At 62.7% G+C, this 23,768-nt stretch carries 27 protein-coding genes and 1 tRNA gene; 12 read left to right on the top strand and 16 right to left on the bottom strand.

Annotated elements, in window-relative coordinates; all coding sequences use genetic code 11:
• Window positions 1-107: 107 nt before the first annotated feature.
• Both AB0O87_RS13985 and AB0O87_RS13980 read left to right on the top strand, forming a co-directional pair.
• Window positions 108-641 (top strand): hypothetical protein, encoded by a 534-nt coding sequence (locus tag AB0O87_RS13985; RefSeq protein WP_363517257.1) that lies wholly within the window; start codon window positions 108-110, stop codon window positions 639-641.
• 175 nt (window positions 642-816) lie between these two features.
• Entirely contained in the window at window positions 817-1,122 is a 306-nt protein-coding gene (locus tag AB0O87_RS13980) for a hypothetical protein (RefSeq protein ID WP_363517254.1), read from the top strand.
• Between the two features lie 43 nt (window positions 1,123-1,165).
• Here the strand turns inward: AB0O87_RS13980 and AB0O87_RS13975 are convergent, their stop codons facing one another.
• Genes AB0O87_RS13975 through AB0O87_RS13940 form a run of 8 tightly spaced genes read right to left on the bottom strand, consistent with a single transcriptional unit; the run spans window position 1,166 to window position 5,841 of the window.
• Window positions 1,166-1,360 (bottom strand): hypothetical protein, encoded by a 195-nt coding sequence (locus tag AB0O87_RS13975; protein ID WP_363517251.1) that lies wholly within the window; start codon window positions 1,358-1,360, stop codon window positions 1,166-1,168.
• A gap of 36 nt (window positions 1,361-1,396) precedes the next feature.
• On the bottom strand, window positions 1,397-1,825 hold the full coding sequence (locus AB0O87_RS13970) for a pilus assembly protein TadG-related protein (RefSeq protein WP_363517248.1): 429 nt from the start codon (window positions 1,823-1,825) through the stop codon (window positions 1,397-1,399).
• The gene (locus tag AB0O87_RS13965) at window positions 1,822-2,280 is read right to left on the bottom strand and encodes a TadE family protein (RefSeq protein ID WP_363517245.1); all 459 of its coding nucleotides are present in this window, start codon (window positions 2,278-2,280) and stop codon (window positions 1,822-1,824) included. Before AB0O87_RS13965 ends, AB0O87_RS13970 begins: the two co-directional genes overlap by 4 nt.
• On the bottom strand, window positions 2,252-2,650 hold the full coding sequence (locus AB0O87_RS13960) for a TadE/TadG family type IV pilus assembly protein (RefSeq protein ID WP_363517242.1): 399 nt from the start codon (window positions 2,648-2,650) through the stop codon (window positions 2,252-2,254). Before AB0O87_RS13960 ends, AB0O87_RS13965 begins: the two co-directional genes overlap by 29 nt.
• A gap of 1 nt (window position 2,651) precedes the next feature.
• On the bottom strand, window positions 2,652-2,864 hold the full coding sequence (locus tag AB0O87_RS13955) for a hypothetical protein (RefSeq protein ID WP_363517434.1): 213 nt from the start codon (window positions 2,862-2,864) through the stop codon (window positions 2,652-2,654).
• Window positions 2,865-2,885: 21 nt separating this feature from the next.
• Window positions 2,886-3,824, bottom strand: coding sequence for a type II secretion system F family protein (locus AB0O87_RS13950; protein ID WP_363517239.1), 939 nt, complete (start codon window positions 3,822-3,824; stop codon window positions 2,886-2,888).
• Window positions 3,821-4,678, bottom strand: a complete 858-nt coding sequence (locus tag AB0O87_RS13945; protein ID WP_363517236.1) for a type II secretion system F family protein — start codon at window positions 4,676-4,678, stop codon at window positions 3,821-3,823. Before AB0O87_RS13945 ends, AB0O87_RS13950 begins: the two co-directional genes overlap by 4 nt.
• Window positions 4,675-5,841 carry an ATPase, T2SS/T4P/T4SS family gene (locus AB0O87_RS13940; protein WP_363517233.1) on the bottom strand — a complete coding sequence of 389 codons (1,167 nt, stop codon included), beginning with the start codon at window positions 5,839-5,841 and terminating at the stop codon, window positions 4,675-4,677. Before AB0O87_RS13940 ends, AB0O87_RS13945 begins: the two co-directional genes overlap by 4 nt.
• A gap of 106 nt (window positions 5,842-5,947) precedes the next feature.
• Between AB0O87_RS13940 and AB0O87_RS13935 the strand changes: the two genes are divergently transcribed.
• The 5 genes from AB0O87_RS13935 (at window position 5,948) to AB0O87_RS13915 (ending at window position 9,136) form a co-directional block, all read left to right on the top strand.
• Window positions 5,948-6,748 carry a glycosyltransferase family 2 protein gene (locus AB0O87_RS13935; RefSeq protein ID WP_363517231.1) on the top strand — a complete coding sequence of 267 codons (801 nt, stop codon included), beginning with the start codon at window positions 5,948-5,950 and terminating at the stop codon, window positions 6,746-6,748.
• Window positions 6,745-7,578 carry an endonuclease/exonuclease/phosphatase family protein gene (locus AB0O87_RS13930; protein WP_363517228.1) on the top strand — a complete coding sequence of 278 codons (834 nt, stop codon included), beginning with the start codon at window positions 6,745-6,747 and terminating at the stop codon, window positions 7,576-7,578. The genes AB0O87_RS13935 and AB0O87_RS13930 overlap by 4 nt, the downstream gene beginning before the upstream one ends.
• Complete coding sequence (locus tag AB0O87_RS13925; RefSeq protein ID WP_363517225.1) at window positions 7,575-8,156, top strand: hypothetical protein; 582 nt, start codon at window positions 7,575-7,577, stop codon at window positions 8,154-8,156. The genes AB0O87_RS13930 and AB0O87_RS13925 overlap by 4 nt, the downstream gene beginning before the upstream one ends.
• 58 nt (window positions 8,157-8,214) lie before the next feature.
• Window positions 8,215-8,296, top strand: a tRNA-Leu gene (locus AB0O87_RS13920).
• A gap of 75 nt (window positions 8,297-8,371) precedes the next feature.
• Entirely contained in the window at window positions 8,372-9,136 is a 765-nt protein-coding gene (locus AB0O87_RS13915; protein WP_363517422.1) for a VTT domain-containing protein, read from the top strand.
• A gap of 8 nt (window positions 9,137-9,144) precedes the next feature.
• Here the strand turns inward: AB0O87_RS13915 and AB0O87_RS13910 are convergent, their stop codons facing one another.
• On the bottom strand, window positions 9,145-9,954 hold the full coding sequence (locus tag AB0O87_RS13910; protein ID WP_363517222.1) for a Ku protein: 810 nt from the start codon (window positions 9,952-9,954) through the stop codon (window positions 9,145-9,147).
• A gap of 57 nt (window positions 9,955-10,011) precedes the next feature.
• On the opposite strand from AB0O87_RS13910, the gene ligD reads away from it, so the two are divergent.
• A complete protein-coding gene (ligD, locus tag AB0O87_RS13905) occupies window positions 10,012-11,955 on the top strand; it encodes a non-homologous end-joining DNA ligase (protein WP_363517419.1) in 1,944 nt (647 codons plus the stop codon).
• Window positions 11,956-11,989: 34 nt separating this feature from the next.
• Here ligD and AB0O87_RS13900 read toward each other — a convergent pair whose 3' ends face one another.
• From AB0O87_RS13900 to murI, 4 genes are all read right to left on the bottom strand, one after another.
• A complete protein-coding gene (locus AB0O87_RS13900) occupies window positions 11,990-12,913 on the bottom strand; it encodes a cation diffusion facilitator family transporter (RefSeq protein ID WP_363517219.1) in 924 nt (307 codons plus the stop codon).
• A 99-nt stretch (window positions 12,914-13,012) separates the two neighbouring features.
• Entirely contained in the window at window positions 13,013-13,606 is a 594-nt protein-coding gene (gene rdgB / locus AB0O87_RS13895) for an RdgB/HAM1 family non-canonical purine NTP pyrophosphatase (protein ID WP_363517216.1), read from the bottom strand.
• 2 nt (window positions 13,607-13,608) lie between these two features.
• Window positions 13,609-14,346 (bottom strand): ribonuclease PH, encoded by a 738-nt coding sequence (rph, locus tag AB0O87_RS13890; RefSeq protein ID WP_363517213.1) that lies wholly within the window; start codon window positions 14,344-14,346, stop codon window positions 13,609-13,611.
• Window positions 14,347-14,378: 32 nt separating this feature from the next.
• Window positions 14,379-15,230: a glutamate racemase gene (gene murI / locus AB0O87_RS13885; RefSeq protein ID WP_363517210.1), complete on the bottom strand. Its 852-nt coding sequence runs from the start codon at window positions 15,228-15,230 to the stop codon at window positions 14,379-14,381.
• A 62-nt stretch (window positions 15,231-15,292) separates the two neighbouring features.
• On the opposite strand from murI, the gene AB0O87_RS13880 reads away from it, so the two are divergent.
• Window positions 15,293-16,618 carry a nicotinate phosphoribosyltransferase gene (locus tag AB0O87_RS13880; protein ID WP_363517207.1) on the top strand — a complete coding sequence of 442 codons (1,326 nt, stop codon included), beginning with the start codon at window positions 15,293-15,295 and terminating at the stop codon, window positions 16,616-16,618.
• A gap of 2 nt (window positions 16,619-16,620) precedes the next feature.
• Here the strand turns inward: AB0O87_RS13880 and AB0O87_RS13875 are convergent, their stop codons facing one another.
• From AB0O87_RS13875 to AB0O87_RS13865, 3 genes are read right to left on the bottom strand one after another with little or no spacing between them, the layout of a single operon-like run.
• Window positions 16,621-16,887: a DUF3039 domain-containing protein gene (locus tag AB0O87_RS13875; RefSeq protein ID WP_363517204.1), complete on the bottom strand. Its 267-nt coding sequence runs from the start codon at window positions 16,885-16,887 to the stop codon at window positions 16,621-16,623.
• A 40-nt stretch (window positions 16,888-16,927) separates the two neighbouring features.
• Window positions 16,928-18,493: a hypothetical protein gene (locus AB0O87_RS13870; protein WP_363517201.1), complete on the bottom strand. Its 1,566-nt coding sequence runs from the start codon at window positions 18,491-18,493 to the stop codon at window positions 16,928-16,930.
• Window positions 18,469-20,124, bottom strand: a complete 1,656-nt coding sequence (locus AB0O87_RS13865; protein WP_363517198.1) for an ATP-binding cassette domain-containing protein — start codon at window positions 20,122-20,124, stop codon at window positions 18,469-18,471. Before AB0O87_RS13865 ends, AB0O87_RS13870 begins: the two co-directional genes overlap by 25 nt.
• A 249-nt stretch (window positions 20,125-20,373) precedes the next feature.
• Between AB0O87_RS13865 and AB0O87_RS13860 the strand changes: the two genes are divergently transcribed.
• The 3 genes from AB0O87_RS13860 (at window position 20,374) to AB0O87_RS13850 (ending at window position 23,764) form a co-directional block, all read left to right on the top strand.
• Window positions 20,374-21,066 (top strand): NTP transferase domain-containing protein, encoded by a 693-nt coding sequence (locus tag AB0O87_RS13860; protein WP_363517195.1) that lies wholly within the window; start codon window positions 20,374-20,376, stop codon window positions 21,064-21,066.
• A 79-nt stretch (window positions 21,067-21,145) separates the two neighbouring features.
• The gene (locus AB0O87_RS13855; RefSeq protein WP_363517192.1) at window positions 21,146-22,084 is read left to right on the top strand and encodes a hypothetical protein; all 939 of its coding nucleotides are present in this window, start codon (window positions 21,146-21,148) and stop codon (window positions 22,082-22,084) included.
• An 81-nt stretch (window positions 22,085-22,165) separates the two neighbouring features.
• Window positions 22,166-23,764: an acyl-CoA carboxylase subunit beta gene (locus AB0O87_RS13850; protein ID WP_363517189.1), complete on the top strand. Its 1,599-nt coding sequence runs from the start codon at window positions 22,166-22,168 to the stop codon at window positions 23,762-23,764.
• Window positions 23,765-23,768 lie beyond the last annotated feature (4 nt).

Genomic DNA, 23,768 nt, shown 5'->3' with positions numbered 1-23,768 from the left:
GCTGGGTCTTGCTGTTGGCGTTTATTGTTTGCGTGGGAAGGTGATCGAGCGGGCATGTGGCACAAAACGTTACGCAGCGCGTTGGCGTCAGCCGCTAGCATCCGGGCATGCGAAAGAAGCTGATTGCGCTTGCGGGTGCGGGGCTGCTGCTCACGAGTTGCTCAACAGCAGAGCCAGCCCCAACTGTCACGGTGTATGAAACTGTTATGGCTACGCCGGACACGCCTGACGCGCCTGACCCGCAAGAAGTCTTGGCGCTCGAAGCAGTAGCTACGTTCGATACGTTCACCTTGGTTGTTCACGCGGTCGATCTGGATTCTGCACCCGAGCCAGCACCTCAGCCGGATCGCCCCGAAAACAAATGGGCTTCCGCCGATGTCGAGTTCTGCGCTACGGCGGGCGACACGGCTGTTACGTCTTACTGGTGGCGCATGGACTCTGCCGACAATCGCCGTTGGGAGCCTTCCAGCACCGGCTATTCGGCGTTCCCTGCGCCTGCCTATGCGTGGGGTGAGCAACCTGTGGCTGGCGGAACGTGTCATCGCGGTTGGATCACGTTCGTTGTTGGAGAGGATTCAGCGCTCGAAACTGTCAGCTACACCAACGACAAGGGTGACTCCGCAAAGTGGGAGATCGGCTAGCTCTCTGAGCAGCAAACCATCTAGTGGCCGACCGTTTCGTGCCTGCCCGAAGATGGTCGGTGTCCGCTCAGCGCGGGTGGGCCAAGGCCAACGAGGGCATCACGACGCGATGTTGCGCGACCGAGCGATCATGCTCCCTCTCTAAACGTTCTTGAGGAAGCACTACTCTCGTGCCATGTCGAACAATTCTGCAGCCGCTAAACCAGAGCGGCTTCACGCTCGAGCCCGGTCTTTATTCGTGCTCTCAGTGTTCATGTTCTACTCGGCGATAGTGATCGGCCTTGTCGGCATCGGAGTCGGTTTTTGGACAATCAGCTCCACGGCCGGAACCGAAGAAGCCGACCTTTTTCCCGCAGTTGCGATCGTCGCTCTCGCGGCCGTCATGGGCTTCTCACACCTCGAAGTAGGGAAAGCAGCCGGTCGCCTGAGTGAGCAAGGCGACGCACTGAACGGGCGACGCGACGACCCTTCAGCGGGCTAGCCCCGTCGTCGGCATGCCTATCCAATATTGCTCGGTAACAGCATTAGGACTTATTCCGGCCCGCCTGCTCGATGAGAACGCGCTTCGCATCGGCGTGAGCATCACCCGCCTGGGCGGACAACACAGCAGCCAGAGGCGCTCCATACACAAGAGGAGCAGCGACCTGATCGACAGCACGCGACAACCCATGCAACTGCAACCGCTTCGACATCTCTGCAAACGTATCGGCCAGTTTCACGTGCACTCCCCGGGACGCCGTCGGCTCAGTGCACTATCAGCGGAGGGCTGTGCGGCTGGTGGCGGTCGCTTCCAGCCGCACCCCGTTGGGGACGAAGGGTGACAGCAACGGTGGGCGCCAGTCAACGGTCACCGTGACGCGGGCGGAGACGCCGTCTGGTGTGCTGGCGGCGGCAATTGATGCCTCGCTCGGCAGAGCAGAAACCAATGCCGCGGCTTGCTCTTCGACACCGGCATCGGTGAGTTCTGCGCGGGGTATGCCGTCATTCACGATCAGGGTGAAGCCGTCTGCTCCGGCGAGCGCGGCGGAGTCGGCGAGTGCGTCGAGTTTTTTCTGCGTGATGTAGAGGTCGGTGGCGCAGACGCAGACGAAGATGACGGCGATGGCGAGCAGCAGATAGCCGAGGGTGAGGAGCAACATGCTCCCCTCTTCGTCGTCGTGCCCCAGACGGGCTTGGACGGTCATCCCGCACCCCACAGTCGAGATACTTTTCGCACAGCCTGAGCCTGCACGGGCATCGATGTCGACCGATCGAGTCCGAAGAGCTCTGGCACCAGAGGTAACCGAACCTGCGTGGCTACCGTGACGATGATCGTCGCACCAGCAGAGGGGCATTCGACCCCCGCTGGAGTGCAGGAAAGCGAGACATCGACCTGGTCCGCGTCCAGGCCGTATTCCTCGATGATGTTGGTCAGCACTGCGTCGCTGCGCGCGGCGGCTGTCGTTGCGTCTGGTGCTTGAGCCACGACGCGGGCAATGTGGCGGGCGGCTGATTCTGCTCCCAGAGTCTGTTCTTGGATTGAGCCGAGCGCGATCACAAGGTAGACCAGCGGTACGAGCAAGATGACACCGACCGCGATGAACTCCAGCGCCGCTGAACCTTCCTCGTCGTCAGCCCCCAAATGTTTCTGCCGGTGCATCAGCTTGCACCTCCATCCCGAAGGGAACGCCGATCAGACCGAGCAGAGGGAACGTGGTGCGCACCCGCACGGTGAAGGTTTCGTTACCAGGAGCACCGGAGGCCGCAACTTGGATGTCTTCGGCATATGCCGGCCCCACAGCCCGAGAGATGATCGCGCGCGTGCGCTCTGTGCCCTCTTCCGGCGCCGTGTCAGCGAGCGCTGCGTAGTACGCGCCCTCCACAGCCGCATCATGCACAACATTTCGCACGTAGACAGCGAAGGCAAGTTGCAGCACGGCCAGGGTAAGAGCGGTGAGCAGCGTTCCCACCAGCACGAATTCCACCGGGCTAGAGCCGCGATCATCCGCGAACCGGCGCCAGCCCGACACGCTAGATCCCCGAGACGCGCTGGATCGCCTGTTCAAACAACGATGTCAGTGCAGGACCAGCTACCGCCCAAATGAGAACCACCAACCCTGCTGTCATCAAGGTCACCAGCACCCACCCCGGCACATCGCCAGTCTCGTCGTCTATAAAACCCCGGAAGCGCATGGCGATAGTGCGCCGCGGGCGCTGAAGGTGTTGTTCTGTTCGATCCGTCATGGTCGTCCTTTCTGTCGTGGATCAGCCGATGCCGAGCCGAAGAATGAAGAGTCCCGGGTAGACGGCGAAAAGTACCGAAAGCGGGAGGATGAGAAAGACGAGGGGCAACAACATCAAGATTTCTTTCCGGCCCGCCTGCTCGATGAGCACGCGTTTCGCATCGTCGCGCGCATCCCCCGCCTGGGCGTGCAAGACAGCAGCCAGCGGCGCTCCGTGCTCAAGAGCGGCAGTGACCTGATCGACAGCACGCGACAGCCCAGGCAACTGCAACCGCTTCGACATCTCTGCAAGCGCATCGGCCAAAGGCGACCCGGTTCCCACAGCGAGCACGACCTTGCGCAACTCCGCAGTGAGTTCACCGGAACCCACATCAGACACGCGGCGCAAGGAATCAAGGAACCCTTCTCCCGCCGAGAGACACAACGCCAGAAACTCCAGCGTCGTTGGCAGCTCGTCTGTGAGCCGGACGCGCCGAGCCTTCACCCGAAACGAGAGCTGCGCGTCATAGGCCAGTGCCGCGCCCACACCGCAGAGCAACGGCAAGAGTCCCGTCGAGGCCGACAGGTTGCCCGTCAACGCGAGCACCGTCAGCACAACCGCGCCCGCCCCCACTCCACCGATCCCCCACCCGAGTTGCCGTCCTCGAAAAGAGGAAGGTTGAGTGCTGAGCCCGGCTTGAGCGAGTCTTTGCCCTAGGGCTTCTCCCCCGCCGAGCAGTTTTGCGAACCCACTTTGCGCAGCGCTCCACAGGGTGCGCCCGCTTGCCGGTAGCGCGCCGACTGCGGGCAAGATCCCGCGCGGCATCCGCTCATCTGGCACCACATCGCGCACGTACGGCCCGATGCGGGCGGTCAACGACAGCGCGCTCCATCTCGGCAATGCAGACAGACTGCTCACGACCCCGAGAGCGAAGGCGCCTCCGAGAAGCACCGCGCTGGCAAGAGCAGAAATTGCACTCATCCGAACCAGCGTCGTGGCTCGGGAAGACGGCCGATGCGCACCATGATCTGAAAAGCGACCACGGAAACCGCTGCTCCTGCGCAGATCACGAGCACACCCTCTGGTGTGCCGTACGCGTCTGCGCCCTCCGGCCGCATGACCAAAAGCCCCAAGATCACCCACGGCGCGACAGCCCCGAGCACCGCAGCACTGCGGATCCACGACTGCCGGGCTTCGACTTCGCCGCGTAACGCGGCATCAGCGCGTACTGATCGGGAAAGCGATCGGAGCACGCCGATGAGTTCGGTGCCGCCTACCTGACGAGCCATGCGCAGTGTCTCCGCAATCCGGTCGCCTATCGGATCGGCCAGGGTGGCTTTGAGGCGGTCGAGACTGGTCTCAAACCGACCACTCGCTCGCAGGTCTCGCGCGAATACGACGAAAGCTGGCCTCAGCATTGTCGGCGCGGAATCCCCCAAACTCGCCACCGCATCGGGAAGTGAGAGCCCGACCCTAATCGATGCGATGAGCAGATCGCAGACGTCGGGCCAGAGCTGGCGTCGCAACCGCCGTAGCCGAATCCTGCGCGCACGCAAGAGCAGGATCGGAGTTGTTGCCCCCGCCATTCCCGCAAGGACGGCGAGCACGGCGATACCCGTAACAAGCCAGGCCGCAGCGGCAGCGACGATCCCCAGCGCCGTCATCATGCTGAGGAGTGCTCGGGGCGAAAGCGCCTCCAGCCCTGCCTCTGCGATGAGCCGGACGATGCGTCCGTTCCGCGCGGGGGAAACCGTCACCTCCCGGTGCGGCCACATCCACGGTGAGACACACAACAACACGCCAGCCGCCAGCAACGCACCGACAAAGAGCGTCACGAGGCACCGTCAACGGGGCGGAACTCGCGATAGTTGGTCCGATAGATCGTCGTGGTGCTGATCTTCCCGTCGTGGATCGCCCCTGTGGGCGCAACAATCTCTCCCACTCGACGCTGACCTGTGGAGTCGCGCACGCAGTGCACGACAAGATCGACGGATGCGGCGAGCGCGGGAGCGATAAATGTGCGGTCAATGTTTCGTCCCGCAAGAAGCGGGAGGATGCTGAGTTTTTCGATGGCCTCTGTGGCGGAGTTCGCGTGCACGGTGCAGGCACCGGGCACGCCGGTGTTGAGGGCGAGCACCAGATCGAGCGCTTCTGCGTCTCGTACTTCACCGACGACGAGTCGGTCCGGTCGCATACGAAGTGCCTCTTTCACCAGACGACGCAGAGTGATCTCTCCCGTGCCCTCGATGCTGGCCTGACGCCCCTGCAACGCGACCAGGTCAGGACCCTCGACGGCCAGCTCGAAGGTCTCTTCCACGGTGACGATGCGTTGCGAGTCTGCACACGATGCGAGCAAGGCACCGAGGAGCGTGGTCTTCCCCGCGTGTGTCGCCCCGGAAACGATGACGCTGTGCCCGGCTTTCATCGCGCCGCGCAACATCTGGGCGGTTCGTGCCGGCATCATCCCCTGGTCTGCCAGCGCATCGAGCGTGCGGTATTCCGGGAGGAACTTTCGGATGTTCACGACCCACGAGCCACGAACGATGTCGGCGATTGCCACGTGCAGTCTCGAACCATCCGGCAGAGACGCATCAACAAACGGTTGGCTGATGTCTACCCGTCGTCCGGTGGACTGCAGCATCCGCTCCACCAAATCGCGCACCGTCGCATCTTCGAGCTGCAGACCTGTGCGCTCAGCCACCCCACTCCTGGCCACGCGCACATGACCATCGCCGTTGACCCAGATCTCTTCAATCGCGGCGTCGTCGAGCAGCGGTTGGAGGGGGCCGAACCCGCTCACCGAAGCCAGCACATCGCGCACGCACGCGGCTTCATCGTCGATCAGTGACTCGCCCCTGGCCAGCGCCTGGTCGTCGTGGTTACGCACCTCTGCCTGCGCGATGCGCAGCGCAGAGGCCGGGTCAACGGATGGATCGATACCTTCGGCCCGCAGGCGTGCACGGAGGCGATCAGCAACGAGGAGGGATGGATGACTCACCCGGGCATCCTCGCAAGAATCGCGCAACGACCCCCGAAGTTATCCACAGGCGCCCTCCCCCGCGCCGATCCCATAGCCTGGAAGAACTACCCGACGAGGAGAAGACGTGCATCGCCCCCCATCCGCCGGACGGCTACCCACCGTATCTGTGGTCATTCCGGTGAAGGACGACGCCGAATTTCTACAGGAGTGCCTGACAGCACTCGCACGGCAGACTCACGCACCGGACGAAATCGTGGTCGTCGACAACGGCTCCACCGATTCGTCAGCCGAAGTGGCGCTCACTCATGGCGCGAGCGTCGTGCGCTGTGACCAGCCGGGCATACCTGCCGCGAGCGCAACCGGATACGACAGCGCCGTGGGGGAACTCATTCTGCGACTGGATGCCGACTGTATGCCGCCCGCCACCTGGGTCGAGAGCGTCGTGGATGCCTTTACTCAGCACCCTCGGGTCGCGGTCTTTACCGGTGGGGCGCGCTTCATCGACGGCCCGCCTGCGTTGCGCGCACCGCTGGCCGCCGCTTATCTCACCTCCTACACGGTGGTCTGCGCGGCGTCGCTTGGACATTTACCGTTGTTCGGCTCGAATCTCGCTTTCCGGCGTTCGGCCTGGCTCGATGTGCGTGCCGACGTGCAGCGTGACGACCCTGAGGTGCACGATGACCTTGACCTCGCGTTTCACTTGGGTGAGCGCCACCGCATCCGCCGGCTGCCGGACAGCGATATGGGAATCTCGATGCGACCGTTCATGAGCGGTCGTGCCTTCGGACGCCGCGTTGTACGGGGCTTTCGCACGGTAACCCTGCACTGGCCAGAAGACTTCCCGCCGGTGCGTTGGGTGCGTCTGGCCCTCCGCCGATCGCTGCACCGCCTGGGTGTCCCTACCCCGCGGAGCATGGCGCGATGAACGCGACTCTTGTCGGCCAGGCGGCGGCACCTGATCTGCACGTGATGACGTTCAACGTGCGCCGCCGAATGAATGCGCTCACCTGGCCACCTGCGGATCGATGGCCCCTTCGTCGTTCTCGAGTCGCGGCGCTCCTGCGTGCAGAGCGGCCCACCATCGTTGGAGCGCAAGAGGTGCTTCCCGACCAAGCCTCCGTCATGCGCACCGCGCTGGGCGATTCCTACCGCCGCGTCGGACACGGACGTCAGCGGGGCCCCAAAGGCGAAGCATGTCCTGTCTTCTACGACGCGAGCCGCGTGCAGCTGCGCGGCTGGGAACAGATGGCGCTCTCCGACCAACCCGAGGTTCCTGGCTCCGTCTCGTGGGGCAACATCTTCCCTCGCGTTTTTGTGCGGGCGGAGTTCCGTGACAGAGCGACGTCGCACGAATTCACTGTCATCAACACGCACCTCGATGTTTTCTCCGCTCGGGCCAGACAGAAGTCCGCCGAGGTGCTCCATCGCCTGATCGCAGCACACAGTGAACCTGTGTTGCTTCTCGGCGACCTCAATGCGTCAGCCGACTCGACGGTGTGGCGCACTCTGCGCGCAGATCACCAGCTCGTCGACGCGTGGCAGACAGCAGAGCGTCACCTGTCCGCGGAGTGGGCCACCTACGCCGGCTATCGCGAGCCGCGTCTCGGCAAGCGCATCGACGCGCTCCTGGTGTCGCCCGAGATCCGGGTCCGCAACATCGCCATCAACCATGCACAGTACGGAGGTGGGTGGCCCTCCGACCATCTGCCTGTGCAGGCTCTGCTCACCCTCCCCGCTCGAAAGGAGCCCACATGAAAGTGAACTTCTTGCGAGCACCACACGGCATCGCCGAGTTCACCGCAGACGGCCTGCGGCTGCTGGGCGTGCTCAGTGTGCTCGTTGCAGCGATCTGGTCGACAGGGACGGATGCGGGCATCCTCGCCCTCGGCCTTCCTGCTTTGATGGTGCCGCGCATGATGGGTATGCGCGCCTGGGCAGACATTGTGGTGTGCGCCACTGTGCTTGTCGCCGCCGGCAGCAATGTCTTAGACCTCTATCGCACGGTCGTCGGATGGGACATCGTCGTGCATCTCGTATGCACTGGTGTGCTCGCAGCCACGAGCTATCTCGTACTTGCCCGTTGCGGCGTCGTTCCGGCGCAGGACAGCGCAGCCTTCCGCAAGCGCACCGCTATCGTGATCTCCACAGTGGTGGGACTCGCGGTGAGCGCGCTCTGGGAAATGATCGAGTGGGCGGGCCGCACCTTCGTCACTGCCGAGATTTTCGTCACCTATGAAGACACCATCGGCGACATGGCAGCCGGGGGCCTGGGTGCCCTCATAGCTGGCGTGGTGCTGGCCTATGTCACGCTCGAGCGCCCGGATGCTCACTAGATTGCGCAACGCCCACCAAAAAAGTCGCTGGCAAAGGTCGGTAGACTGAACACAGCCCGCGGGAGTGGTGGAATTGGTAGACACGCAGGATTTAGGTTCCTGTGCCTCTGGGCGTGTGGGTTCAAGTCCCACCTTCCGCACAACGGCTGCTGTAGCACCTTCGCCGCAGGCAGCCGAAGAATGATAACCGACGGGAAGCCTCCGTGCTCGAATCCATGTTGCACGCGCCGACTGCGCTGATCCCCTGGCTTGATCCCCAGACGATCATCGGTGCGGCGGGGCCTTGGGCTCTCCTTGTGGTGTGCTTCATCGTGTTCGCGGAGACTGGACTCCTGGTCGGATTCCTGCTGCCCGGCGACACACTGCTCATCATTGCGGGGCTTTTGACTCACACGAGCAACGTATTTGGGCTGAACATTTGGGTCGTCGCCCTGCTCATTGCGCTTTCTGCTTTTGTCGGCGGCGAAGTCGGGTATCTGATCGGCCATAAGGGCGGCCCGAGAGTTTTCGAGCGCAAAGAATCCGGGCTGTTCAGCAAGAAGAACGTCGAGCGAACCAATGCATTCTTCGAGCGGTTCGGCGGGCTCACCGTCATCCTCGCTCGCTTCGTCCCGATTGTGCGCACCTTTGCCCCCGTCGCTGCCGGTGTGGGACATATGCCGTGGCGGCGATACTCGCTGTACAACCTCATCGGCGCGATGATCTGGGGTTTCGGGCTCACCATGATCGGCTACCTGATCGCCTACATCCCCTGGGTGAGCAACTTCGTCGTGGCCTACATCGACCTTATTTTGCTGGTAGCGGTCGGTGGCACTGCCGCCGTCACCCTGTGGCACTACTTCTTCGAGCGTTACAAGGCACGAAAAGCAGAGGCCTCAGGAGAAGACGTGGTGACCGACGCTGAAGAAGCGCAGGAGCTCACGCTCGATGCCGCGGTTTTTAATCGTGCCCCTGATCTCGATGGAGATGGTCGGCACTGATCCGCTGGTCAACCGGCGTTCTTTGCGCGCTCCTCTTTGGAACGAGCCACACTCGCGCGTAGCGCTTCCATGAGGTCGATCACTTCCCCGCCCTCCGCTGCCTTCTCTGTTTCGCCGAAGGTCTCGGCGACATCGAAGGTGTCGCCCGCATCGATCTTGGCGTCGATGAGGGTACGCAGCTCTTTCTGATACTCATCCACAAACGACTCCGGCTCGAAGTCCGCCGAATAGCTTTCGACAAGCGACGCGGAGAGCTCCAGTTCTTTCTTCGAAATGCGCACGTCTTCGTCGAGGGCAGGAAACGCAGCCTCGCGCACCTCGTCTGCCCACAACAGCGTCTGCAACACCAAGACCTTGCCCCGCACCCGAAGTGCCGCCAGCCTTGTCTTCTGACGCAGTGTGAATCGTACGATCGCCGTACGATCCGTTGCTTCCAGGGTTTTGCGCAACAAGACGTAGGACTTCGGCGACTTTGAATCCGGCTCGAGGTAGTACGGCTTATCGAGCGTGAGCAAGTCCACCTGATCGGAAGGGACGAACTCGACGACGTCGATTTCACGACTCTTTTCGGAAGGAAGAGCGGCCAGGTCATCTTTTGTGAGCACCACGGTTTGGCCATCGTCGACATACGCCCGATCGATGTCGGCATACGCCACGATCTCGCCGCACACCTCGCACGTGCGCTGATACCTAATGCGACCGCCGTCCTTTTCATGCACCTGATGCAGTGGCACGTCGTGGTCTTCTGTCGCGGAGTACACCTTGACCGGCACGTTCACGAGTCCGAACGTCAGTGCGCCCTTCCAAATGGTCCTCATGGGAACAGTGAACACCCGATAGAGATGGCAAACCAGCCCCTTGACTACGCTGGCCATATGGTCGGACAAGGGCAGATTGTGCAGGTCGGGGAGCGTCGTCTGCGCGTCACCCACCTCGACAAAGTCGTCTACCCCGAAACCGGCACCACAAAGGGTGAAGTCATTGCCTATTACACGGCAATCGCTCCGCTGCTCCTCCCCCATCTGCACGGCCGCCCAGTCACCCGCAAGCGGTGGGTCGATGGTGTCGGCACAACAGCGAACCCCACCGACTCGTTTTTTGCGAAACAGCTCGAACCCGGTGCTCCTTCGTGGATCCCCCGTCAAGCGATCGAGCACACAGACGGACCGAAAGAGTATCCACTCGTCGAAGACGTCCCCACCCTGGTGTGGCTCGCTCAGGTCGCCGCGATTGAACTCCACGTGCCCCAGTGGCGCTTCACGCCTGCCGGGGTTGCTGGCCGCCCTGACCGGCTCGTCCTCGACCTCGACCCTGGTGAGGGCGTAGAACTGGCTCAGTGCGCCGAGGTAGCGCGCATCGCGCGCAGTGTGCTCGGCGACATGGGGCTTGATCCGCTACCCGTCACAAGCGGCAGCAAGGGCATTCACCTCTACGCCCACCTCCCAGGTGAACAGACGAGCGACGAAGTCTCTGCGGTCGTCAAACAGCTGGCCCGCTACATTGAGAGCGAGCACCCCGATCTCGCCACGAGCGTGATGGCGAAGGCCGCCCGTGGTGGCAAGGTGTTCCTGGATTGGAGCCAGAACAACGGCAAGAAAACGACGATCTCGTCGTACTCTCTACGCGGACGCGCACGGCCCTGGGTCGCGGCCCCACGTACCTGGGAAGAGCTCGATGACCCACACCTTGCCCAGCTCGATCTCGACGAAGTACTCGCACGTATCGCCGACGGTGTCGACCACCTCACGCCGCTTCAGCCCCCATCCTTCGACGCGGCACCTGTCACACCCGTTAAACGGGTGAAGCCCGTGAAGCACGTCGAGCCGTCGACCTCACGGCACCGCGGGCCTCTCGCGCCGATGCTGGCGGAGAGTACCGCCCCGAGCATCGCCAGACGGCTGAGCACCCCATCGTGGGTGGAGGTGAAGTGGGATGGCATCCGCGCCATCGGTTCCTGGGCAGACGGGCAGATGCGAATGCATGCACGAAGCGGCACCGACATCACCGCTCGCTACCCGGAGCTCACCGCTGATGGTGCTCCGTTCTTCCCCGTCGCAGATGCCATCGTCGACGGAGAAGTTGTCACGTTCGATGCGCAGGGCCGACCGAGTTTCGCGCTTCTGCAGAACCGGATGCACCTGACCCGCGCACGCGAGATCGAACGAGAAGTCGTTCGTACGCCGGTCGTGTACATGCTGTTCGACCTTCTGCACCTCGACGGTCACGACCTGACAGGGATGCCGCTACGCAACCGCAGAGAGTTGCTCGAAGAAGTCGCTTCGGAGCTCGGTGACACTGTGCAGGTGCCGCCGGTGTTCGACGATGTAGACGCAGCCCTTGCCGCGAGCCGCGAGTTCGGGCTCGAAGGCGTTGTGGTGAAAGACCCCCAGTCGTCGTACCGCCCTGGTCAGCGCTCGGCGTCATGGCTGAAGATCAAGCACACCCGCATGCAAGAAGCGGTGATCGTGGGCATGCGACCGGGCAAGGGCGACAGAACACGCACGTTCGGCTCGTTGCTGCTTGCTGTCCCTGAGGAGGAGTCCCCCCGCGATGGGATGCGTTATGTCGGACGAGTGGGCACCGGATTCACCGACCGAACCCTTCGAGATCTCCTCGCCCGCCTCACACCACTGCGCGTCAGCGAAGCACCACTCAGTGGAGTGCCCACAGCCGATGCCTCTGACGCACTATGGGTGCGACCGGAGCTGGTCGGCGAGGTCGAGTTCGCCAACTGGACACCGGAGGGCTCTCTCCGTCACGCAACGTGGCGCGGACTGCGTCCGGATAAGACCCCGGGTGACATCACGATCGAGCCCTGATGAGCAGAGGCCGACGGCCACGAGCCGCTTCCCCCTACGCGTGGTGCGATGACTCGCAGTCTGCTTGCTCCGCCGGCTCAATCTGGAACGTAGAGTGCTCCACATCGAAGTGGTCTGCGAGGCACGCCTGGATCTCCGACAGCAACGCACCGGATCGTCCATCCGTCATCAGGGCGGGCTCCACGATCACGTGAGCGGTGAAGACGGGGGCGCCGCGCGTGAGCTGCCAGACGTGCACGTCGTGCACCCCCACCACGCCGTCGTAGGCGAGCAGATGGGTACGAATCTCGCTGACCTCCGTGTCTTTCGGCGCGGACTCCGCCAGCACAGAGAAAACTTCGCGCAGCAGCATGATTGCGCGCGGCAGAATCATCGCGGCGATGAAGAGGGAAGCAATCGCATCGGCCGGCATCCAGCCCGTCACGAGGATGATCGCCGCGGCAACGATGACGGCTACCGAACCGAGCAGGTCGCCCATCACTTCGAGGTAGGCACCGCGCACGTTGATGCTGGTGCGCTGAGCGCGGCTCAGTAGCCACATCGACACCGCATTAGCAAGGAGACCGACGATCGCGACGACCATCATCAGACCGCCAGCAACCTCGACATCCTGCGGGTTGAGCAGGCGTCCCACACCCTCAAAGGCAATCCAGGTGGCCAGAGCGATCAGGATGACCGCGTTGATGAGCGCCCCGAACACCTCAGCACGCTGGTACCCGAACGTGCGCCTGTCATCGGCAGGGCGAGCGGCGACGGTCGCTGCGATCAGCGCGATCACCAGACCGGAGGCATCCGTGAACATGTGCGCGGCGTCCGCCAGCAGCGCCAGCGATCCGCTAAGCAGCGCCCCGACGACCTGCACAAGCATGACGCTTGCTGTTACCGAAAGAGAGATCGCAAGCAGACGTCGACTGCTGGCCGAACGGATGCCGCCTGGAGCGGGTGCGTGATCGTGCATGCCCCCAGGCTAGACCGGCCGAGACCCCGCAAACGGCCATTTCGGCTAGTCGGGAAAGGTAACGAGAACCACTCTCACCGGCGAGTGTCTTATCGCTCGTTAGAGGTCGGCGAGAAGAGGGACGAGTTGAGTGAAGGCGCGCGCGCGATGCGACTGTGCTTGCTTCTCCGCTGCGGTGAAATCTCCGACCGCTCGCTCGTGTCCCGCTGGCTGGCCATCGGGTACGAAGATCGGGTCGTACCCGAAGCCCCCGTTGCCTGATGCCTCGTGTGCAAGGCGCCCAGGCCATTTGCCCTCAACGACCTCTTCTCGTCCCGCAGGCAGGACGAGGGCGATCGTCGAGATAAAGTGCGCTGACCGATGCGGGTCGGCGACATCGCGCAACTGATCGAGCAACAACTCCAAGTTGGCCGTTGCATCTTTGCGTTGCCCTGCCCAATAGGCAGAGAACACTCCGGGCGAGCCGCCAAGTACGTCGACACAGATGCCAGAGTCATCGGCAACGGCGGGAAGTCCGGTATGCGCGGCAGCAGCGCGCGCTTTGATGAGCGCGTTCTCGGCGAAGGTCACGCCGTCTTCCACTGGCTCTGGGCCGTCGTACCCCACGATCTCGAGATCGGGACGCGCCTGCGCCACAATCTGCTGAAACTCCGCCACCTTGTGAGGATTGTGGGTCGCGAGCACCACTCGCATGGTCACTCCCCTGCCAGTGCGGCGAGCTGCTTGCCCTTCAGATCTTCGCAACCGGCGACACCCAGTTCGAGCAGTGCATCGAGTTCACGCTTGTCGAACGGCGCCCCCTCGGCCGTTCCCTGCACCTCGACAAAGAGTCCGCGCCCTGTAACGACGATGTTCATGTCGGTCTCTGCGCGCACGTCTTCGACATATGCCAGGTCGAGCATGGGCTCGCCGTCGACGATTCCGACGGAAACAGCGGCGACAGAGTCGAGCAAAGGAGTGGAGTTCTTGCCGATGAACTTCTTCTCACGTCCCCACTCGATCGCATCCGCCAGCGCTACATATGCGCCAGTGATAGCTGCCGTGCGAGTTCCGCCGTCTGCTTGCAAAACGTCGCAGTCGATCACGATGGTGTTCTCCCCCAGCGCCTTGGTATCGACGACAGCACGCAGGGCGCGTCCGATCAGGCGAGAGATCTCGTGGGTACGTCCGCCGATGCGTCCTTTCACGCTTTCCCTGTCGTTGCGACTGTTGGTCGCACGCGGGAGCATGGCGTACTCAGCCGTGACCCAGCCCTTGCCCTTGCCGGTAAGCCAACGAGGCACGCCGTTGGTGAACGATGCCGTGCAGAGCACCTTGGTGCCGCCGAAGCTGATCAGAGCTGATCCTTCGGCCTGCGCACTCCAGCCGCGCTCGATAGTGATTTCGCGGAGCTGATCGGGGGTACGGGAGTCGACGCGGACTGTCTCGGTCATGTGCTTCTCTCGGGTTGGGGTGGGTGAATCGGTCAGAGCGATTCGTAAGAGGTCTCGTCAAGGGCGGCATCGGGAAGGGTGATGACACCGGTTTGCACGAACTGCACGTCGCGGACCTCATGGCCCATCAAGCGGTTCGCCAACGCGGTGAAGTCGTCGGTGGAGGCGCCTGTCGCCTCGTAGACGTAGGTTGCGGTGGCATCTGGTGATGCCACCAGGCCGCCACGCACCAAATGGCGGTACACATCTCCCGCTGTCTCGTCATCGCTGGAGACGAGCGTGACGCCCTCCCCCATCACATAGCTGATAGCTCCGCGCAGGAAGGGGTAGTGCGTACAACCGAGCACAAGTGTGTCAACGTCAGCCTCCCGCAGCGGGGCGAGGTACTCCTCTGCCACGGCAAGCACCTCAGGCGTGCCGGTGATACCCGCCTCGACGAACTCGACGAAGCGAGGGCAGGCCGCGGTAAAGACCTTCAGCTTCTCGTTGACCTCGAGCATGTCTTGGTAGGCACGGGATCCGATCGTTCCGACAGTGCCGATGACACCGACGCGGCCGTTGCGGGTCGTCGACACGGCGCGGCGGACGGCGGGTCCGATCACTTCGACAACCGGCACGTCGTAGCGCTCACGCGCATCGCGCAGCATCGCGGCAGATGCGGTGTTGCAGGCGATCACCAGCATCTTGACGCCCTGATCAACGAGCGTGTCGAGAACCTCAAGCGAGTACCGCCGCACATCGGCAATAGGTTTCGGGCCATACGGCGAGTGCGCAGTGTCGCCGATATAGACGAACGACTCACGTGGCAGTTGGGCGCGGATGGCTCGTGCCACCGTGAGCCCACCGACACCGGAGTCGAAGATCCCGATCGGTGCGTCATTCATGACTCCCCAGCCTACCCGCGCGCGCACCACGACGTCATCCGTACCCTCAGTAAGCTGAGCGCATGACCACGTCGACGGCGCTGCTCACCGACCGATACGAGCTGACGATGCTCGCCGCCTCCCTGAGAGACGGCACGGCTTTTCGTCCCAGCGTTTTCGAGCTCTTCTCACGTCGGCTCTCCGGCGGACGTCGCTTCGGTGTCGTCGCCGGTACCGGACGCCTCCTTGAGTTGCTGCGCGAGTTTCGCTTCGGAGACGACGAACTGCGATTCCTGCGAGACGAGAAGATCGTCGACGCGGCCTCGATGAAGCACCTCGAGAACTATCGCTTCACCGGCACCGTTCGCGGCTACAGAGAGGGCGAGCTCTATTTTCCCGGCTCCCCTATCCTCACCGTTGAGGGGAGCTTCGCGGATGCAGTGGTGCTGGAGACGCTGGCGCTGAGCGTTCTGAATCATGACTCAGCCGTCGCCACAGCCGCATCGAGAATGAGCATCGCGGCAGGCGAGCGTCCGCTGGCAGAGATGGGCTCACGCAGGGCGCAGGAGCGCTCGGCCGTTGCTGCCGCTCGCGCGGCCTACATCGCGGGTTTCAGCGCGACCAGCAACTTGGAGGCTGGCCGCAGCTGGGGCATTCCCACAATGGGGACAGCCGCCCATTCTTGGACTCTGCTGCACGACACCGAAGAAGAGGCATTCAAGGCACAGGTTGAGAGCATGGGCGTGGGCACCACCCTGCTCGTAGACACCTATGACATCTCCACTGGCGTCGAGACGGCGATCAGGGTTGCGGGCACCGAGCTGGGGGGCGTGCGCGTGGACTCTGGCGATCTCCCGACTGTCGCCGCCGATGTAAGAGCGCAACTCGATTCCCTCGGGGCGGTCAACACCCGCATCACGGTGACGAGTGACCTCGACGAATACGCAATCGCCGCCCTCGCGGCATCGCCCGTTGATGCCTACGGTGTCGGCACGTCTGTGGTGACAGGATCCGGCTACCCGACAGCGAGCATGGTCTACAAGCTTGTCGCTCGTCAGGACGCAGCTGGATCTTGGGTTGGTGTCGCGAAAAAGTCCGCAGACAAAGGCTCCCAGGGCGGACGCAAGGCAGCGTTTCGCACCCTCGCCGAAGGGGTTGCCTCATCAGAGACGATCGTCGTCTCCGATGGGTTCGAAGACCTCGACACCCCCGATCAGCACCCGGACGCGCGGGCGCTACAGGTCACTTTCGTTGATGCGGGCGAGATCGAAAGCGCGTACGAGGGTGCCGCGGGAACTGCGGCAGCCCGGGCTCACCACATGCGCGTGCGGGAAGAGCTTCCGGTGCGCGCTCTGGCCCTGAGCAAGTCTGACCCGGCGATTCCTACCGTGTACCTCGAAGCCGACTGACCTCAGCTGACCATCGACTGGTAGATCTCTTTGCACGTCGGGCACACAGGGAACTTTTCTGGGTCACGACCAGGAGTCCACTTCTTGCCGCACAGTGCGCGTACCGGCTTTCCGGAGATCGCCGATTCTAAGATCTTGTCTTTCTTCACGTAGTGCGAGAAGCGCTCGTGATCTCCCGGCTCAATGCCCTCCTCGCGGAGAAGCTCTTCCAGTTCGCGATCAAGCGTTGCTACGCCACCCTGATCGGGGCTGTCCAGCGGAGTACTCATGCCGTGAGTCTAGCCGCGTCAAGCCCCTTGCGGGCGGTCGTTATGCGGTCTCTACGAACTCCATCAACCGCTCGCCGCTGCGCTCAAAGATGCGTCCGCCGATGATCGCCCCCGCAATCAAGACAAGAAGCCCCACGAGGAGTCCCACCCAGAAGGTCGCTGGCGCGAACGCCGACCCCTCCAGGATCGTCGCCGCAAACAGCCAGATCGTCGGAACGCTAAAGATCATCGCACCGAGGAAAGTTGCCGCCGGGCCATATGTCCCCCGCGACGCAGCACGCTGTGGTTGCTGGAACGGGCTGTCGCCAGGACGAGATACCGCGTACGGAGCAACAACCGAAACAATGCTCGACATCCCAAGCGCGGAGAAGAGCAAGCTCGCCGCGAGTCCGCTGAGAGGCAGCAGCAAGCTCCAGTTCCCGATCAGGAGAAGCGAGAGCGGAACAGCGATAGCGAGAACCGGGATCGCGACCAAGAGCACGGGGACAAGACGCCCCAGCCGGTCAGGAAGGCCACGGACTCCGCTGGCGACGTGCGTCCACAATGCAGTCGAGTCGTATGCAACGTCGTTGTGCGGAAGCCAGCCAAAGAACAGCGCCATCACCGGCACGGGCACCAGCGCGGCATATTCGAGAGGAACGCCGGCAACCATCAGCGGCAACACCGTAAGCAAGCCAGCTACCGGCACCACGATGATGTTCATGATGTAACGACGATCCCGAAGCCAGTAAACGAGGCTCCGCGATGCAATCGCACCAAATGCGTTCGAGGGGAGCAGACCGAACCACCCGAGACCGGTGCGCTCTCGTGAAGCGGCAGGGCGCTCCGTCGTCGTGAGGAGGCGGCGAACGAGCCAAGCCCAGACCACCCAAAGCAACCCGACGGTGAGCACCGCAATGACCGCACTCGTCCACGCCGAGGCCGTTTGGCCTGCGGCCGCCGCGAAGAGAAAAGCGGGAGCAGCGGCGAGGGGACTGAACCCGAAGAACGTTGTCAGAGTAGCGATCGAGTCTGGTACCAAGCCATCCCAACGCTGCGAACCGAAGAACACCGCTACCGGAAAGGCGATCACGAGTACCGCGAGAGCGAAGAGGGCGGTGAGTTCTCGCGAACGGCGTTCTGGGAGCACCAGCGCGTTCACCGCCATACCGATTCTTGAGGTGAGAACGGTTGTGATCACACCGATGACGGTCATCAAAATGGCGAGAGGCCACGGGGTTCCCGCGTTGATGGCGACAATGCAGAAGCTGATGTACACGGCAAGGAGCGCGAGGCTGGGCACGCTTACGAAAGCAGCAAGCGTGAGCATCCACGGCATCTGTCGCTCATCGACGCCGAATACCGCGAACCGTCGTGGGTCGAGCTGATCTGAAGCCCCCACCAGAATCGGGCCAACTAAGAAGCCGAGCATCAGCGCGGCAGCGCCGAGAACAGTGACCGCCCGCGCCACAGGGACAGGAGCATCCGCAAGACTGAACACGGCGAGGCACACCGCGACAGTGACGGCAATGATCAGAGCGAAGCCGAGGATGGTGCGACCGCGACGTTCGCCGCGCAGCGAGCCTACGAGAAGCGCAGCCCTCAGTCGGAGAATGTGTGCAGCCACTCGAGTCCCTCTACCTCTCCGGTGGAACCGGCAAGTTCAACGAAGCGCGCCTCGAGGGTCTGCCCCGCGCGCACCTCTTCAATGGTTCCCTCAGCAAGCACTTCACCACCGACGATGATCGCGACTCGAGAACAGACGCGTTCCACCAGATCCATACCGTGGCTCGAAAGGATGACGGTGCCGCCGTGCGACACATAGGCCCGCAGAATATCGAGGATGACGGCGGACGACACCGGATCGACAGACTCAAATGGCTCATCGAGCACCAGCACGCGAGGCGAATGGATCATCGCTCCGGCGAGCATGATCTTCTTCGTCATACCGGCGGAGTAGTCCGATACCACTCTGCTCAAAGCGTCACCGAGGTCGAAAGCACGAGCCAGATCAGCGGCGCGCTTCTCGATGACGTCGGCGGCAAGCCCCCTGAGAAGGCCGTAATAATACAGAAGCTGGCGGCCTGTGAGCCGGTCGAAGGTACGTAACCGGTCTGGGAGCACGCCCATCAGTCGCTTAGCGGCCTGCGGCCTCGCCGCCTGATCGACACCGCAGATCACCACACTTCCCTCGTCTGCACGGAGAAGACCGGCGACGATCGACAGTGTGGTTGTTTTACCCGCGCCGTTGGGACCGACGACACCGTAAAACGAACCTGCCGGAACAGTCAGGTTGATGCCGTCAACCGCGCGGTTGTCTCCAAACTGCTTCACGAGACCGCGAATGGTGAGTGCCTCGCTACCCGTCGCCGCCTCAACGCCGATGAGAACTTCTGGGACTGGCTCGGCCTGCTCCGCTGACGCCTCGATCTCTTCCGCTTGATCGGTATCGCCCGCAACTTCGTCAGTGACCGCAATGTCGGTAGCAGCGACTTCGCTGTCCGCAACTACCTCACTGTCTGTGGCTACTTCACTGTCTGTAGCTACTTCACTGTCGGTAACTACTTCACTGTCCTCAACTACGTCACTCGCCGTAGCTTGCTCTTCTAATGCTTTGCGTTCGGCTTCTTCTTTCGCTGCTCGAGCCGCTGCAGCCTTCGTCGCGGCGGCTTTTGCTGCGGCTGCAGTCTTTGTCGACGTCGTTTTCGCTGAGGCAGCGCGCGCTGTCGATTTAGCCGCTGCGGTCTTTTCGGCGGCCGTTTTTGCGGTCGCGGCCTTTGCCGCCGCTGCCGTGGAAGCTGTCGCCTTCGACGCCGCCGTCTTGGAAGCCGTCGACTTCGCCGCCGCGGTCTTCGCCGCCGTCGTCTTCGAGGCGGCTGTCTTCTTCGCCGTAGCAGGTTTGCTCGCTGACGACTTCGCTGCCGCGGCCACGACGGCTGCTTTATCTGTCTCTGTCGTGCTCTTCGTTGCGCTACTGCGTGCGGCAACAGCTTTCGTCAGAGGCTCAATGACGACCTCCGGAGTGGTCGCCGCCTGATCAGCGGCGGCCCTGAGCGACCCTGCCTTTGTAGATGTCGACTTCGCGGTAGTCGACTTCGCAGTTGGGCGTTTAGCCGGTGTGGGCTTCTTCGCCGCGGCCGCTTTGGATGCTGGCTTCTTCGCTGCCGTCTTCTTCGCAGGCTCGCGCTGCGCCGTCGTCTCAGGCGCGGTCTCGGTTTCGTCCACCTGGTCGGTGCGGTCGTCAGGGGAGGCAGTCACCTACCTAAGGTATCAACCGCTTGGCCTGAGCGAAGGTCGCAACGCAACAAACTTCCGCTAAATTACGCACCTCGAGCGCGAGTGCGATCCGTGTGCGAACCTGGACGTCTGGTGTGCACTCGATCACGAAACGGCAACGGGGGCATCCAGCCGATGACTTCTCAGGCGAAATCGCTACCATAGAAAACGGCACGACGAAGTGTCTGGTCGGTTAATCGACCGTGAACACAACTTCCTTTAGGAGCACTCGTGACTCTTCAGACCGTCATTCTCGCCGCTGGCATGGGCTCGCGCCTCGGCCGAGCGCTGCCGAAGCCGCTCACCGAACTGAGCGACGGCCGCACGATCATGGGCCAGCAGCACGACAACATCCGCGCAGCCTTTGGCTCAAGCGCCCGAATCACCACAGTCGTCGGCTACCGCGCCGAAACGATCATCGATGCTTTCCCTCAGGTGAACTACGTACACAACGAGCGTTACGACGAGACGAACACCTCGAAGAGCCTCCTCCGTGCCCTCGGCGCGACCGGGCGTAGCGGCGTTCTCTGGATGAACGGCGACGTTGTCTTCGACCCGATGATTCTCGGGCGTGCGCTGGAGTACATCGAGCGTGATCAGTCTTTCGTGACGGTCAACACTTCAAAGGTCAGCGATGAAGAGGTGAAGTACACGGTTACGGCCGAGGGCTTCATCAACGAGCTGTCCAAGACCGTCAAGGGTGGACTCGGCGAAGCCGTGGGCATCAACTACATCTCCTCCGCAAACAAGAAGGCCTTCATGCGCCAGTTGCAGCGGGTCGGCGACCAGGACTACTTCGAACGCGGCCTTGAGCTTGCGATCGCCGAAGACGGCCTGCTCCTCGAGCCGATGGATGTCTCTGACCTGTATGCAGTAGAGGTCGACTTTGCAGAAGACCTTGAGCGGGCGAACCTGTTCGTCTAGCTTGCACCGCACGAAAGCCCGGCTCCGCGAGGAGCCGGGCTTTCGGCGTTTTCGCGGACTCGCTCCATAAGATCGCAGCATGGCCTCCAAGGTGCACAAGATTCACTCCCTCCCCGACGATGCTCCGTGGGATAAAGAGGTACCACCCGTCGGTTCCTCAGAGCATCCGATGATGGTGCGGGGGCTCGACAGGGTGCTCGCTATCCAGCGCCCGTTGGTGTTAGCTCACATCCGCAGCATCCGGTTGCGCAACCCGCAAGCTTCACCGACCGAGATAATCCGAGTACTAGAACGGCGCTATCTGGCGGCAGTGACGACCGGTGGCGCGGCGGTAGGAGCGACAGCGGTGGTTCCAGGGATTGGTACCGGGGTGACGCTCGCGCTCTCGGGCGTAGAGACCGTGGGTTTCGTGGAATCCACAGCCCTGTTCGCGCAGTCCGTGGCCGAAGTACACGGAATCGCGGTCGCCAACCCTGACCGCGCCAGAGCGCTGGTCATGACGCTGATGCTCGGTAAAGAAGGAGTTGATCTGGTCGGACAACTCGCTGGGCAGGCCGCTGGTCGGTCGGGCACCAGATCGGCCTACTGGGGTGAGCTCGTCACCAAATCACTACCGCGCGCAGCAGTCGGGCCCCTCGTGGACCAGTTGAAGAGCATGTTCGTGAAGCAGTTCGCAACAAGAGGCGGAGCATCGATCATTGGAAAGGCGCTGCCGTTCGGGATTGGCGCGGCTATCGGCGGCGCAGGCAACCACATACTCGGACGCAGGGTACTCACCACCTCGCACCGCGCGTTCGGCATGGCGCCAATCGATCTCCCCATCGAGCTCGAGCCTGTTCCAGGCAGCGAAAAACTCGAATTCAAGATGCTGCGAGGAGCCAGGTACGCCGGTAATGCGGTCACTGGCGCCGCAGGATCCACCGTGCGAGCGGTCGAATGGGCTGGACATAAAGTTCTCTCCGCACGACGCTCCCACAAGGCGGAGCAGGCTCTGGGACAGAGCGACCTCGAGAAGTGACCGCACCTCGCTGACTTGACCAAAGGATCAGCCACCCCGTTGTGCCAAGCATCCAACAGTCGAGGCCGAGCCGACGATAGGGTGGAATCCGTGACGGACAAGCCCGACCTTTATACCACTGCCGGCAAGATCGCGGATCTGCGCGCTCGCTACACCGAAGCCGTCGTCGACGCGGAAGCGAAGGCGAAGGAGAAGCAGCACGCCAAGGGCAAGATGACCGCCCGCGAGCGCATCGAGCTTCTTGTCGATCCCGGCAGCTTCGTCGAATTCGATGAGTACGTGCGCCACCGCACCACGGCGTTCGGTATGGACCGCTCTCGTCCGTACGGTGACTCTGTGGTCACTGGCGTTGGCACAATCAACGGACGCACCGTTGCGGTGTACTCGCAGGACTTTTCGACCTTCGGTGGATCGCTGGGCGAGGTTGCGGGCGAAAAGATCATCAAGGTGATGGAATTCGCGCTCGCTGGCGGGATGCCCTGCATCGGAATTCTCGATTCGGGCGGTGCGCGCATTCAAGAGGGTGTCGTCGCGCTCGGAAAGTACGGCGAGATCTTCCGCCTCAACACCCGCGCTTCCGGCGTCATCCCGCAGATCTCGATCATTATGGGCCCTGCTGCAGGTGGCGCTGTGTACTCCCCCGCGCTCACCGACTTCGTCATCATGGTCGATAAGACCAGCCAGATGTTCGTCACGGGCCCTGACGTCATCAAGACAGTCACGGGTGAAGACGTAGGGATGGAAGAGCTCGGCGGCGCGTACACCCACAACACGCGCTCCGGTGTCGCCCACTACCTCGCAGAAGACGAAGACGACGCGATCGATTACGCGCGCACGCTCCTCAGTTTCTTGCCTGACAACAACATGGCAGAGCTGCCCTCTTACGAGAGCACGTTCGAGTTCGAGACAACCGACGCCGACCGCACACTCAACACAATCGTTCCCGACTCGACCAACCAGCCGTACGACATCCACACGGTGATTGAGCATGTGGTCGACGAGGGCGATTTCCTTGAGGTGCAGCCGCTGTTCGCCCCGAACATTGTGATCGGCTTCGGACGCGTCGAAGGTCGCTCCGTTGGCATCATCGCCAACCAGCCATCACAGATGGCCGGCACCTTGAACATCGAGGCTGGCGAGAAGGCAAGCCGCTTCGTGCGATTCTGCGACGCCTTCTCCATCCCCATCGTCACCCTCGTCGACGTGCCTGGGTACCTGCCTGGCACCGACCAGGAATGGACGGGTGTGATTCGCCGCGGTGCGAAGCTCCTTTACGCCTACGCAGAAGCGACAGTGCCTTTGGTCACCGTTATCTTGCGAAAGGCATACGGCGGCGCGTACATCGTGATGGGTTCCAAGCAGCTCGGCGCCGACGTGAACCTCGCATGGCCGACCGCAGAGATCGCCGTCATGGGTGGTCAGGGTGCGGTCAACATCCTGTATCGCGGCGAGATCAAGAAGGCCGAAGAAGCTGGCGAAGACGTCGCTGCTGTGCGTACGCGGCTCGCCAACGAATACACCTACAACGTGGCATCACCTTTCCTCGCGGCGGAGCGAGGCGAGCTCGATGGCATCATCGAGCCGGCGAACACACGTGTCTCGATCGCAAAGGCGCTGCGCGCGCTTCGCGGGAAGCGTGCAGAGCTCCCTCCGAAGAAGCACGGGAACATCCCACTGTGACCGA

Origin of the sequence: Microbacterium sp. NPDC076768, assembly GCF_040687205.1 — a bacterium.
Taxonomy (GTDB): domain Bacteria; phylum Actinomycetota; class Actinomycetes; order Actinomycetales; family Microbacteriaceae; genus Microbacterium.
This window is presented reverse-complemented; position numbering and strand designations above follow the sequence as displayed.

Bases quoted from the DNA above. Each gene is read 5' to 3' on its own strand.
- AB0O87_RS13985 (WP_363517257.1), top strand. From the start codon at position 108: ATGCGAAAGAAGCTGATTGCGCTTGCGGGTGCGGGGCTGCTGCTCACG.
- AB0O87_RS13980 (WP_363517254.1), top strand. From the start codon at position 817: ATGTCGAACAATTCTGCAGCCGCTAAACCAGAGCGGCTTCACGCTCGA.
- AB0O87_RS13970 (WP_363517248.1), bottom strand. From the start codon at position 1,825: ATGACCGTCCAAGCCCGTCTGGGGCACGACGACGAAGAGGGGAGCATG.
- AB0O87_RS13965 (WP_363517245.1), bottom strand. From the start codon at position 2,280: ATGCACCGGCAGAAACATTTGGGGGCTGACGACGAGGAAGGTTCAGCG.
- AB0O87_RS13955 (WP_363517434.1), bottom strand. From the start codon at position 2,864: ATGACGGATCGAACAGAACAACACCTTCAGCGCCCGCGGCGCACTATC.
- AB0O87_RS13950 (WP_363517239.1), bottom strand. From the start codon at position 3,824: ATGAGTGCAATTTCTGCTCTTGCCAGCGCGGTGCTTCTCGGAGGCGCC.
- AB0O87_RS13930 (WP_363517228.1), top strand. From the start codon at position 6,745: ATGAACGCGACTCTTGTCGGCCAGGCGGCGGCACCTGATCTGCACGTG.
- AB0O87_RS13925 (WP_363517225.1), top strand. From the start codon at position 7,575: ATGAAAGTGAACTTCTTGCGAGCACCACACGGCATCGCCGAGTTCACC.
- AB0O87_RS13915 (WP_363517422.1), top strand. From the start codon at position 8,372: ATGTTGCACGCGCCGACTGCGCTGATCCCCTGGCTTGATCCCCAGACG.
- AB0O87_RS13910 (WP_363517222.1), bottom strand. From the start codon at position 9,954: ATGAGGACCATTTGGAAGGGCGCACTGACGTTCGGACTCGTGAACGTG.
- ligD (WP_363517419.1), top strand. From the start codon at position 10,012: ATGGTCGGACAAGGGCAGATTGTGCAGGTCGGGGAGCGTCGTCTGCGC.
- AB0O87_RS13900 (WP_363517219.1), bottom strand. From the start codon at position 12,913: ATGCACGATCACGCACCCGCTCCAGGCGGCATCCGTTCGGCCAGCAGT.
- rdgB (WP_363517216.1), bottom strand. From the start codon at position 13,606: ATGCGAGTGGTGCTCGCGACCCACAATCCTCACAAGGTGGCGGAGTTT.
- rph (WP_363517213.1), bottom strand. From the start codon at position 14,346: ATGACCGAGACAGTCCGCGTCGACTCCCGTACCCCCGATCAGCTCCGC.
- murI (WP_363517210.1), bottom strand. From the start codon at position 15,230: ATGAATGACGCACCGATCGGGATCTTCGACTCCGGTGTCGGTGGGCTC.
- AB0O87_RS13880 (WP_363517207.1), top strand. From the start codon at position 15,293: ATGACCACGTCGACGGCGCTGCTCACCGACCGATACGAGCTGACGATG.
- AB0O87_RS13875 (WP_363517204.1), bottom strand. From the start codon at position 16,887: ATGAGTACTCCGCTGGACAGCCCCGATCAGGGTGGCGTAGCAACGCTT.
- AB0O87_RS13855 (WP_363517192.1), top strand. From the start codon at position 21,146: ATGGCCTCCAAGGTGCACAAGATTCACTCCCTCCCCGACGATGCTCCG.